This window comes from Bradyrhizobium lablabi (assembly GCF_018129385.1).
GTDB classification, from domain to species: Bacteria; Pseudomonadota; Alphaproteobacteria; order Rhizobiales; family Xanthobacteraceae; genus Bradyrhizobium; species Bradyrhizobium lablabi_C.
Genome location: NZ_JAFCLN010000030.1, coordinates 1 through 12,074, shown reverse-complemented (window position 1 = coordinate 12,074; position 12,074 = coordinate 1). Strand labels below are relative to the sequence as shown.

Annotated in this window: 9 protein-coding genes; all 9 read left to right on the top strand. The window is 64.0% G+C overall.

Features of this window, described 5'->3' with window-relative positions:
• Positions 1 to 326: 326 nt before the first annotated feature.
• The 9 genes from rimP (at position 327) to JQ628_RS32645 (ending at position 11,701) form a co-directional block, all read left to right on the top strand.
• Positions 327 to 1,088 (top strand): ribosome maturation factor RimP, encoded by a 762-nt coding sequence (gene rimP, locus JQ628_RS32685; RefSeq protein WP_212230260.1) that lies wholly within the window; start codon positions 327 to 329, stop codon positions 1,086 to 1,088.
• Between the two features lie 3 nt (positions 1,089 to 1,091).
• Positions 1,092 to 2,705: a transcription termination factor NusA gene (gene nusA, locus JQ628_RS32680; protein ID WP_212230258.1), complete on the top strand. Its 1,614-nt coding sequence runs from the start codon at positions 1,092 to 1,094 to the stop codon at positions 2,703 to 2,705.
• Between the two features lie 74 nt (positions 2,706 to 2,779).
• Positions 2,780 to 3,472: an RNA-binding protein gene (locus JQ628_RS32675; RefSeq protein ID WP_212230256.1), complete on the top strand. Its 693-nt coding sequence runs from the start codon at positions 2,780 to 2,782 to the stop codon at positions 3,470 to 3,472.
• Positions 3,473 to 3,619: 147 nt separating this feature from the next.
• Positions 3,620 to 6,253, top strand: coding sequence for a translation initiation factor IF-2 (gene infB / locus JQ628_RS32670; RefSeq protein WP_212230255.1), 2,634 nt, complete (start codon positions 3,620 to 3,622; stop codon positions 6,251 to 6,253).
• A gap of 157 nt (positions 6,254 to 6,410) precedes the next feature.
• Positions 6,411 to 6,827 (top strand): 30S ribosome-binding factor RbfA, encoded by a 417-nt coding sequence (gene rbfA, locus JQ628_RS32665; protein ID WP_212230246.1) that lies wholly within the window; start codon positions 6,411 to 6,413, stop codon positions 6,825 to 6,827.
• Positions 6,827 to 7,945: a tRNA pseudouridine(55) synthase TruB gene (gene truB / locus JQ628_RS32660; protein WP_212230244.1), complete on the top strand. Its 1,119-nt coding sequence runs from the start codon at positions 6,827 to 6,829 to the stop codon at positions 7,943 to 7,945. The genes rbfA and truB overlap by 1 nt, the downstream gene beginning before the upstream one ends.
• A 2-nt stretch (positions 7,946 to 7,947) precedes the next feature.
• Positions 7,948 to 8,217, top strand: a complete 270-nt coding sequence (rpsO, locus tag JQ628_RS32655) for a 30S ribosomal protein S15 (protein WP_212230236.1) — start codon at positions 7,948 to 7,950, stop codon at positions 8,215 to 8,217.
• Positions 8,218 to 8,512: 295 nt separating this feature from the next.
• Positions 8,513 to 10,669: a polyribonucleotide nucleotidyltransferase gene (gene pnp, locus JQ628_RS32650; RefSeq protein WP_212230234.1), complete on the top strand. Its 2,157-nt coding sequence runs from the start codon at positions 8,513 to 8,515 to the stop codon at positions 10,667 to 10,669.
• A 282-nt stretch (positions 10,670 to 10,951) separates the two neighbouring features.
• Entirely contained in the window at positions 10,952 to 11,701 is a 750-nt protein-coding gene (locus JQ628_RS32645) for a superoxide dismutase (RefSeq protein ID WP_212230232.1), read from the top strand.
• Positions 11,702 to 12,074: the final 373 nt, after the last annotated feature.

The following is a 12,074-nucleotide window of genomic DNA, read 5'->3' as shown; positions in this document are numbered from 1 at the left end:
TGCGGGCTATCTAGGCAGGGGTGTGTGAACGAAGGGTTAGGCCGCAAACACCTAAAATTGTGCCCGGAAACGTGCTTAACGAGCTCGCGGGCCTTGCCGGAGGGTACGAAAACCGCTATATCGGCAGCAACTTACAGTTCTCATACGATCGCGTATTGAGAGTGGGCCCCCCGGGACCCGCTCTTTTTTATTACCTGAACGAGGCCGGCTCCCGTAACGGAGCCGACCGGCTCGGGGATACGCAAACCCGACCGATTCCGGGCCCGGAAAGAACGTCAGACAAGCAACGTTAGACCGACCAAGTCAGGCCACTTTTGACGCTGGATATGACCGATCCAATCGCTGGTTCCGTGGACGCCGAACTGCTTGCCGAGCCGCGCCTCGTGGTCGAGCCCGGCGTCGCCGCGCGGGTGTCGGCGGTCGCAGGCCCGGTGCTGGAGGGCATGGGCTACCGGCTGGTCCGCATCAAGATTTCCGGGGAAGCGGGCTGCACCGTCCAGATCATGGCGGAGCGCCCGGATGGAACCATGCAGATCGAGGATTGCGAAGCGATCTCGCGGGCGCTGTCGCCCGTTCTCGATGTCGCCGATCCGATCGAGCGCGCCTATCGGCTGGAAATTTCCTCGCCCGGCATCGACCGCCCGCTGGTGCGCCGTTCGGACTTCGAGCGTTATGCCGGTCATCTCGTCAAGATCGAGATGGCAGTGCCGCATCAGGGCCGCAAGCGGTTTCGTGGTACGCTCGCCGGCGTCGAGAACGGTACCGTTCGCGTTCGTCGCGATGACACGCCCAAGGGCGAGGATGCCGACGTGCTGCTGGTGATGGAAGACATCGCCGATGCGCGGCTGGTGCTGACCGACGAGCTGATCGAGGAAGCGATGCGCCGCGGAAAGGCCGCCGAGCGCGAACTCAAGCAGAACCTCGGACTGGTTCCGCCTCCGCCGCCGCACGCCAGGAAGAGCGATCCGGCGAAGAGCAACAAGCCGAAGCCGAAACAGAAGAAGCCGCTACCCAAGAATACCAAGAAACACCGCCTCGCCGCGCAAGGATTGCCCGGAGGCGAATTCGATCCGACCGAAGGAGACTGAGCCATGGCCGTCAGTGCCAACAAACTCGAACTGCTACAGATCGCGGACGCCGTCGCGCGCGAAAAGTCGATCGACCGCAGTATCGTGATCGCCGCGATGGAAGACGCCATCGCCAAGGCCGCCCGCGCCCGTTACGGCAGCGAGACCGACGTTCACGCCGAGATCGACGCCAAGAAGGGCGAGCTTCGCCTGTCGCGCCACATGCTGGTGGTCGACGTCGTCGAGAATTCGTCGAACCAGATTTCGCTGGCGGACGCGCAGCGCGCCAATCCGGGCGCCAGGGTAGGCGACACCATCGCCGACACCCTGCCGCCGCTCGAATATGGCCGCATCGCCGCGCAATCGGCCAAGCAGGTGATCGTGCAGAAGGTGCGCGAGGCCGAGCGCGACCGGCAGTACCAGGAATTCAAGGACCGCATCGGCGACATCGTCAACGGCGTCGTCAAGCGCGTCGAATATGGCAGCGTGATCGTCGATCTCGGCCGTGGCGAGGCCATCGTGCGCCGCGACGAGATGCTGCCGCGCGAAGTGTTCCGCAACGGCGATCGCGTCCGCGCCTATATCTTCGACGTGCGCCGCGAAACCCGCGGTCCGCAGATTTTCCTCTCGCGCACCCATCCGCAGTTCATGGCAAAACTGTTCGCGCAGGAAGTGCCTGAAATCTATGACGGCATCGTCGAGATCAAGGCGGTGGCCCGCGATCCCGGCTCGCGCGCCAAGATCGGCGTGATCTCGCGCGACTCTTCGGTCGATCCGGTCGGCGCCTGCGTCGGCATGCGCGGCTCGCGCGTGCAGGCCGTGGTGAACGAATTGCAGGGCGAAAAGATCGACATCATTCCGTGGTCGCCCGATATCGCGACCTTCGTCGTCAACGCGCTGGCGCCGGCCGAAGTCGCCAAGGTCGTGATCGACGAAGAGCGCGAGCGCATCGAGGTCGTGGTGCCCGACACCAACAACCAGCTCTCGCTGGCGATCGGCCGCCGCGGCCAGAACGTCCGCCTCGCCTCGCAGCTCACCGGCTGGGACATCGACATCCTCACCGAGCAGGAGGAATCGGAGCGCCGTCAGGCCGACTTCGAGAACTCGACCCGGGTGTTCATGGAAGCGCTCAATGTCGACGAGGTCGTCGGTCAGCTCCTGGCGTCGGAAGGTTTTACCTCGGTGGAGGAACTGGCGCTGGTCGATGTGCGGGAACTCGCGGGAATCGAAGGCTTCGACGAGGAGACCGCCAATGAGTTGCAGAGCCGCGCCAGGGAATATCTGGAGCGGATCGAAGGTGAACTCGAGGAGCGCCGCAAGGAACTCGGCGTCGAGGACGCCATGAAGGAAGTTCCCGGCATCACCTCGAAGATGCTGGTCAAGCTGGGCGAGAACGACGTCAAGACGGTCGAGGACCTCGCCGGCTGCGCCACCGACGATCTGGTCGGCTGGACCGAGCGCAAGGAAGGCAGCGAGCCGGTCAAGCATGCCGGTTTCCTCGACGGCATCGATGTCTCGCGCGACGACGCCGAAACCCTGATCATGCAGGCACGCGTCAAGGCGGGCTGGATAACCGAGGCCGATCTCGCCAAGCAGCAGACCGCGGAAGCCGAGGCTTCCGAAGAACAGACGGCATAACGCGTGTCCGCGAGAGTGGGCACCGGTTATGTGTGAAGACATGCATAAGATGAAGTAACGGAGATGCCGCGCGCATGCTCGCATCGGTCGATACCGATCTCGACAACGGACCGCGGACCGACAGGTCCGCGACGATGCGGATGTGCGCGGTCAGCCGAGAGGTCCGGCCGATCGACGAGCTGATCCGGTTCGTCGTCTCGCCCGACGGCGCCGTGGTGGCGGACCTCAAGCGCAAGCTTCCCGGCCGGGGCATGTGGGTTTCAGCCTCGCGGGCGGCGGTTGCGGAAGCGGTCCGGCGTAACCAGTTTAGCCGCGGGTTCAAACGCGATATCCGCGCCTCGAAGACCCTGTCCGAAGACACCGAAAGCCTGCTGGCTCGCAGCGTGATCGAGGCCCTGGCCATGGCGGCCAAGGCGGGGCAGGCGGTTGCCGGTTTCGGCAAGGTCGAGGATGCCCTCCGGGCCGGGCAGGTCGCGGCCCTGTTGCATGCCAGCGATGGGGCTGCCGACGGAATCCGCAAATTGGACGCTATCGCAAGGCAACCCGCCGGAAATATTGGTGAATCGGCTGAAATCCCGACCTTCACCATTTTAACTTCGGCGCAATTGGATTTGGCACTTGGGCGCTCAAATGTGATACATGCTGCGCTGCTCGCAGGCCCGGCGAGCAAGACCTTCCTGTCGCGTAGCCAGATCCTGGTCCGATACCGGATGGCGGACGACGACAAGACGGCCGGGGGCGGGGCGGCAAAGAATTCTGAAGCGTGATCCGGAAAAAGCGGGGACCGGTTTTCCGTACGGATCATGCTCAAACGCAGATAGGGCGAGGTGACGAAGGAACGTCATCGCGCCCACCGACGAAACTTCAATAACGCTGTGTGCTCGCGCACGACGTAACGAGATTGGGACTAGTGAATGGTTGATACCAAAACGCCTGGCGACAAGACTTTGAGTGTGCCGAGCAAGACCTTGACGCTGAAGCCGCGCGTCGAGACGGGCACCGTGCGCCAGAGTTTTAGCCACGGCCGCAGCAAGCAGGTCGTGGTCGAAAAGCGCGGCAAGCGCCGCATCGGCGGCGACGGACCGGGCATGGCCGAACCGCAGGCACCGGAACCGGTGGTGGCGAAGGCTGCGCCCACGAGGGCACCGGCCGGCCGTCAGCCGTCAGGCCCGCCGGCGGCGCCCCGCAGCAATTCCGGCGTGGTGCTGCGCACGCTGACCGAGGACGAGCGTTCCGCCCGCGCCAGCGCGCTGGCCGACGCAAAGGTCCGTGACGAGGAAGAGCGCCGGGCTGCCGAAGAGGAAGCCAAGCGCCGCGCCAGCCGCGAAGGCATCGAGCGGGCCGAGCGCGAAGCCGCCGAAGCCCGCCGGCAGGCCGAGGAAGAACGCCATCGCCACGAAGAGGAAGCCAAGCGCAAGGCCGAGACCGAGGCCAAGCGGCGCTTTGGCGAAACCGAGGCTCCGAAGCCCGCGCCGGCAACGGCAAAACCCGCGACCACAACCACGACCGCACGCACGCCGGCCGCCGTCAAGGCTCCCGGCATCGCGGTTGAAGCCGAAGAGGACGAAGGTCCGCGCCAGATCCGCCGCGGCCCCGGCGGCGCCATGCGTCCCGTGGCGGCCCCCAAGACCACGCACAAGCCAGGCCCGCAGAAGCAGCGCGGCCGCCTCACCGTCACGACAGCGCTCAATGCCGACGACGTGCGCGAACGCTCGATCGCCTCGTTCCGCCGCCGCACCCAGCGCCTGAAGGGCCATGCCGCGAACGAGCAAAAGGAAAAGCTCATCCGCGAGGTGATCATTCCTGAAGCCATCACGATTCAGGAACTCGCCAACCGCATGACCGAACGCGCGGTCGACGTGATCCGCCTGCTGATGAAGCAGGGCGCGATGCACAAGATCACCGACGTGATCGACGCCGATACCGCGCAACTGATCGCCGAGGAAATGGGCCACACCGTCAAGCGCGTCGCCGCGTCGGACGTGGAAGAAGGCCTGTTCGACATCGTCGACGATTCCACCGATACCGAGCCGCGTTCGCCGGTCGTGACCGTGATGGGCCACGTCGACCACGGCAAGACCTCGCTGCTCGACGCGCTGCGCCACGCCAACGTGGTGTCGGGCGAAGCCGGCGGCATCACCCAGCATATCGGCGCCTATCAGGTGACCTCGCCGGAGAGCGGCAAGAAGATCACCTTCATCGACACGCCCGGCCACGCCGCGTTCACCGCGATGCGCGCCCGCGGCGCCAAGGTGACCGATATCGTCATTCTGGTGGTCGCGGCCGACGACGGCGTCATGCCGCAGACGGTCGAAGCCATCAATCACGCCAAGGCGGCGAAGGTCCCGATGATCATCGCCATCAACAAGATCGACAAGCCGGATGCCAAGCCGGAGCGCGTGCGCACCGAGCTGCTTCAGCACGAGGTGCAGGTCGAGTCGCTCGGCGGCGACGTCGTCGACGTCGAGGTTTCCGCCAAGAACAAGACCAATCTCGACAAGCTGCTGGAGATGATCGCGCTCCAGGCCGACATCCTGGAACTGAAGACCAATTCGGAACGTCCGGCCGAAGGCACCGTGATCGAAGCCAAGCTCGATCGCGGCCGCGGTCCGGTCGCAACCGTGCTGGTGCAGCGCGGCACGCTGCGCGTCGGCGACATCATCGTGGCCGGCGCCGAAATGGGCCGCGTCCGCGCGCTGATCAACGATCAGGGCGAAACGATCGAAGAGGCCGGCCCTTCGGTGCCGGTCGAGGTGCTCGGCTTCAACGGCCCGCCGGAAGCCGGCGACCGCCTTGCGGTGGTGGAGAACGAAGCCCGCGCCCGCCAGGTCACCAGCTACCGCGCGCACCAGAAGCGCGAGAACGCGGCGGCCAGCGTGTCCGGCATGCGCGGCTCGCTCGAGCAGATGATGTCGCAGCTCAAGACAGCGGGCCGCAAGGAATTCCCGTTGATCGTGAAGGCCGACGTGCAGGGCTCGCTGGAAGCGATCCTGGGATCGCTGGAAAAGCTCGGTACCGACGAGGTCGCCGCGCGCATCCTGCATGCCGGCGTCGGCGGCATCTCGGAATCCGACGTCACGCTGGCGGAAGGTTTCAATGCCGCGATCATCGGCTTCTCCGTGCGCGCCAACAAGGAAGCGGCGGCAGCGGCCAAGCGCAACGGCATCGAGATCCGCTACTACAACATCATCTACGATCTCGTGGACGACATCAAAAAGGCGATGTCCGGCCTGCTCGCGCCGACGCTGCGCGAAACCATGCTCGGCAACGCCCAGATCCTGGAGATCTTCAACATCTCCAAGGTCGGCAAGGTCGCGGGCTGCCGCGTCACCGACGGCACCGTCGAGCGCGGCGCCAATGTCCGCCTGATCCGCGACAACGTCGTCGTGCACGAGGGCAAGCTCTCGACGCTGAAACGCTTCAAGGACGAAGTGAAGGAAGTGCAGTCCGGCCAGGAATGCGGCATGGCGTTCGAGAACTACCACGACATGCGGGTCGGCGACGTCATCGAGTGTTACCGCGTGGAGACGATCCAGCGCAGCCTGTAAGTCTGAACCTTACGGCTTCGTCGCAGACGATATTAAGTTAGTTGGCGTCATGCCCGGGCTTGTCCCGGGCATCCACGCCTTAAGAATTCAGCCGCAACAAAGACGTGGATGGCCGGGACAAGCCCGGCCATGACGGAATGTTTTTCGAGAGATAATAATGCCCCGTCACCACCAGAAAAAAGGCTCCGCACCCGGCGGCTCGCAGCGGCAATTGCGCGTCGGCGAGACCGTGCGCCATGCAGTTGCCGATATTCTGGCGCAAGGCAGTGTCCATGATGCGGACCTCGAGGGTCACATCATCACCGTGCCGGAGGTACGGATGTCCCCCGACCTGAGGCTTGCGACCATTTATGTCATGCCGCTCGGCGGCCGCGACACGGAGATCGTGCTCGCGGCACTCGAGCGCAACAAGAAGTTCCTGCGCGGCGAGATCGCGCATCGCGTTAACCTGAAATTTGCTCCTGACATCCGCTTTCGCGTCGACGAACGATTCGATGAAGCGGAACGTATCGAGAAATTACTGCGAACACCTGCGGTGCAGAGAGACCTCGCACCCGATTCGGACGATGAGTGATGATCACCACAACGACGAACCGCGTCGACGAGCCGCAAAATGCGCCCTCGCACGACGCGGACAAAAATATTTTTTCCGACACGCGCAGCGACGAGCGTCGCACCAATAATGATCCTCGCAACGATCCGAGCGCGAACAAACAGCGCCAGAACAACCAGCCGCGCCGCGACCGGCGAGACGTTCATGGCTGGGTAATTCTCGACAAGCCGATCGGCATGACCTCGACCCATGCGGTCGCGGTGGTGAAGCGCCTGTTCAACGCCAAGCGCGCCGGACACGCCGGCACACTCGACCCGCTCGCTTCCGGCGGCCTGCCGATCGCGCTCGGGGAAGCCACCAAGACCGTCCCCTTCGTGATGGACGGCCGCAAGCGCTACCGCTTCACCGTGTGCTGGGGCGAGGAGCGCGACACCGACGACACCGAAGGCCGGGTGGTCCGCACCAGCGATGCGCGGCCGACAGCGGAGGCGATTTCGGCCCTATTGCCGCAGTTCACCGGACTGATCGCGCAGATCCCGCCGCAATATTCGGCGATCAAGGTACAGGGCGAGCGCGCCTATGACCTGGCGCGCGACGGCGAGACCGTCGAGCTACAGCCCCGCCCGGTCGAGATTCACCATTTATCCCTTGTAGAACAATTAGATAACGACCGGTCGGTGTTCGAGGCCGAGTGCGGCAAGGGCACCTATGTGCGAGCGCTGGCCCGCGATATCGGCCGGATTCTCGGCTGTTTCGGCCATATCTGCGCCCTGCGGAGAACCCTGGTCGGGCCGTTTACCGAATCGGACATGATTCCGCTGGCAGAATTGGAGGCTTTGTGTAATAGAGCCGCGTCTGGCGAGGGTAGCCTCGCCGACGCGCTTTTGCCCGTTGAGACCGCGCTGGACGACATCCCGGCACTGGCCGTCACACGGGCTGATGCGGCAAGGCTCCATCGGGGCCAGGCCGTTTTGTTGCGCGGACGGGATGCGCCCAATAGTAGCGGCACAGTCTATGTCACGGTGGCAGGCCGGCTTTTGGCGCTTGCCGAGATTGGCAATGGCGAACTCATCCCCAAGCGCGTGTTCAACCTGACCGGGCTGGTCGCCAGCTCCGGTCGCAACAATGAAAGTATCTGACGATGTCGATTACCGCCGAACGCAAAGCGGAAGTCATCAAGACGAATGCCACCAAAGCCGGCGACACCGGCTCGCCCGAGGTTCAGGTCGCGATCCTGTCGGAACGCATCAATAACCTGACCAACCACTTCAAGAGCCACGTGAAGGACAACCATTCGCGCCGCGGCCTGTTGAAGCTGGTGTCGACGCGCCGCTCCCTTCTCGACTACATCAAGAAGAAGGACGAGGCGCGCTACAAGGCATTGCTCGAAAAGCATAACATTCGTCGTTGATTACAGGTTCGCGCGCGCAACAGTTTTGCGCGCGTATTCGCATGATCTTTCCGCAAGAAGCGGACTTTCGATTTCCGAAAGACGGTCATGCGCAAGAACGTCCAGCAGCAATCCGGCGGCTGGACGGGGCAAGATGCCCAGGACTACCGAAAGGATGGACGCCATCCGAAATTCAAGGACCATGGCAGGATCGCCGGCCGCTGATCTCACATTGCGATCAGCGTCTCGCCATCTTGCGCATGGTCTTTGCGTTTCTGGGGGTCCGTCTTTCGTGAAACCATGAAAGAAGACCGAAATGTTCAACAAGCATACCGTCGAGATCGACTGGGGCGGACGTCCCCTCAAGCTTGAAACCGGCAAGATCGCTCGTCAGGCCGACGGCGCCGTTGTGGCGACCTATGGCGAGACCGTCGTGCTCGCCACCGTCGTGGCCGCCAAGGCGCCGCGCGAAGGCGTCGACTTCCTGCCGCTCACCGTCGACTACCAGGAAAAGACCTACGCCGCGGGCCGCATTCCCGGCGGCTATTTCAAGCGCGAGGGACGGCCGACCGAAAAGGAGACGCTGGTCTCCCGCCTGATCGACCGCCCGATCCGTCCGCTGTTCGTCGACGGCTGGCGCAACGAGACCCAGGTGATCGCCACCGTGCTGTCGCACGACATGGAAAACGATCCCGACATCGTGGCGCTGGTGGCCTCCTCCGCCGCGCTGACGCTGTCCGGTGCGCCCTTCAAGGGCCCGATCGGCGCGGCCCGCGTCGGCTTCGCCAATGACGAGTTCATCCTCAACCCGACGCTCGACGAGATGGCAGAGACCCAGCTCGATCTCGTCGTCGCCGGCACCGCCGATGCGGTGCTGATGGTCGAATCGGAAGCCAAGGAGCTGAACGAAGAGATCATGCTCGGCGCGGTCATGTTCGGTCACCGTCACTTCCAGCCCGTGATCAACGCGATCATCGAACTCGCCGAGAAGGCGGCCAAGGAGCCGCGCGAGGTTACCGCGATCGACAATTCCGAAATCGAAAAGGAAATGCTCGGTCTGATCGAGCAGGATTTGCGCGCAGCCTATGCGATCCCTGTGAAGCAGGAGCGCTATGCCGCCGTCGGCGCGGTCAAGGAAAAGGCGCTGGCGCACTTCTTCCCGGAAGGCCAGGAGCCGAAATACGACAAGCTCCGCGTCGCCGGCGTGTTCAAGGAGCTGGAAGCCAAGATCGTTCGCTGGAACATTCTGGACACCGGCAAGCGCATCGACGGCCGCGACGTCAAGACCGTGCGCAACATCCTGGCCGAAGTCGGCATCCTGCCCCGCGCCCACGGCTCGGCGCTGTTCACCCGCGGCGAGACCCAGGCGATGGTGGTGACCACGCTCGGCACCGGCGAGGACGAGCAGTACATCGACGCGCTGTCGGGAACGTATAAAGAGACGTTCCTGCTGCACTACAACTTCCCGCCCTACTCGGTCGGCGAAACCGGCCGCCTCGGCGGCACCAAGCGGCGAGAGACCGGCCATGGCAAGCTCGCCTGGCGCGCGATCCACCCTGTGCTGCCGCCGCACCATGAATTCCCCTATACGGTGCGTGTGGTCTCTGAAATCACCGAGTCCAACGGTTCTTCCTCGATGGCCTCGGTCTGCGGCGCCTCGCTGGCGCTGATGGATGCCGGCGTGCCGTTGAAGCGGCCGACCGCCGGTATCGCGATGGGCCTGATCCTCGAAGACAAGCGCTTTGCAGTGCTGTCCGACATCCTCGGCGACGAGGACCATCTCGGCGACATGGACTTCAAGGTCGCCGGCACCGATCAGGGCATCACTTCGCTCCAGATGGACATCAAGATCGAGGGCATCACCGAAGAGATCATGCGGGTGGCGCTCGGCCAGGCCAAGGAAGGCCGCATCCATATCCTCGGTGAAATGGCCAAGGCGCTCACCGCCGCGCGTGCCGAGCTCGGCGAATACGCGCCGCGCATCGAGACCTTCAAGATTGCCACCGACAAGATCCGCGAAGTGATCGGCACCGGCGGCAAGGTGATCCGCGAGATCGTGGAAAAGACCGGCGCCAAGATCAACATCGAGGACGACGGCACCGTGAAGGTCGCCTCCAATGACGGCGAGGCCATGAAGGCCGCCATCAAGTGGATCAAGTCGATCGCTTCCGATCCGGAGATCGGCCAGATCTACGAGGGAACCGTCGTGAAGGTGATGGAGTTCGGCGCCTTCGTGAACTTCTTCGGCGCCAAGGACGGCCTCGTCCACATCAGCCAGCTCGCGGCCAACCGCGTGCAGAAGACCTCCGACGTCGTCAAGGAAGGCGACAAGGTCAAGGTCAAGCTGCTCGGCTTCGACGACCGCGGCAAGACGCGGCTGTCGATGAAGGCGGTCGACCAGACCACCGGCGAGGACCTCGAGGCCAAGCAGAAGACCGAGGCGCCGGCCCCGCGCGAAGCGGCCGGCGAGTAAGGATCGCTAACGCATGATCCCGGAAAGCCTGCCCCGCACTTGATGCGGGTACCGGTTTTCCGAAAGGGATCATGCCTCTCAAAAGAGTGATGCAACGGGGGGCGGCTTTTCAGCCGCCCTTTTTGTTTGTGTGACAGAGGCTGTGCGCCCTAACGCCGCAGCGCGGGAAGCGCAAAAATTTGAAACCCGAACCGGCGCTGCTCCGCATTTCACTCTGGGGCAGGCCGGGCTAGGTTTACGTCGCCGGCCCGCGCAGGGTTGTCGCTCATCAGGAGGTTTTTCATGCCATCTCTATCGCGCCGTCATCTGTTCAGCGCTGCGGCCGGCGCCGCTGCGTTTGCGGCCGTGCCGCGGATCGCTTTCGCCCAGGCTGCGGCACCTGCGGCCGCGCCTGCCGCAACCGGCCCGTTCACGCTGCCGCCGCTCAGCTATCCCTTCAATGCGCTGGAGCCGCATATCGACGCCCGGACCATGGAAATCCACCATGACCGGCACCACGCGGCCTATGTCGCCAATATGAACAATGTCGCCAAGAGCAATCCGCAGCTTGGCACGGCTCAGATCACCGACGTGCTCGGCAATCTCAATGCGCTCAACGACGACATCAAGTTCACGGTGCGCAACAATCTCGGCGGCCACGCTAACCACACCATGTTCTGGGAGATCATGGGGCCGGGCGGCGGCGGCAAGCCGGAAGGCGATCTCCTCGCCGCGATCGACAAGGACCTCGGCGGCATGGAGAAATTCCAGAACGACTTTAACGCCGCCGGCGGACGCCAGTTCGGCTCGGGCTGGGTGTTCGTCACCGTCGCCAAGGACGGCAAGCTCGCGATCGAGACGCGCCCCAATCAGGACAGCCCGATCATGGACGGCAAGCGCGCGCTGATGGGCAACGACGTCTGGGAGCACGCCTATTACCTCCACTACCAGAACCGCCGCCCTGACTATCTCAAGGCCTGGTGGAACACGGTGAACTGGAAGAAGGTCGCGGACCGCTACGCCGCGGCGCGCACCGGCACGCTCGGCGTTTAGCTGGAGCGCGATGGGATTGGACTGAATTGATTGGCCGCGGGCTCGTTCAACCTCTCCCGCTTGCGGGAGGGGTCGGCGCGAAGCGCCGGGTGGGGGCTCTCTCCCCACGGGCACCGTTGCTGCGGAAGCACCCCCACCCCGCCCTCCCCCGCAAGCGCAGGGCTATCGCATATGAGCGAGGACTCGATGAGGCGACTTCGTTGTGGCCATCCTTCGAGACGCCCGCCTTTGGCGGGCTCCTCAGGATGAGGTCTTGTTTCGTGGCAAAATCCTAGAACCCTCATGGTGAGGAGCGCCGCCTGCGGCGCGTCTCGAACCATGAAGGCCGGGCTCGCTCACACGCTCAATGGGCCATATGCGATAGCCCTGCCGC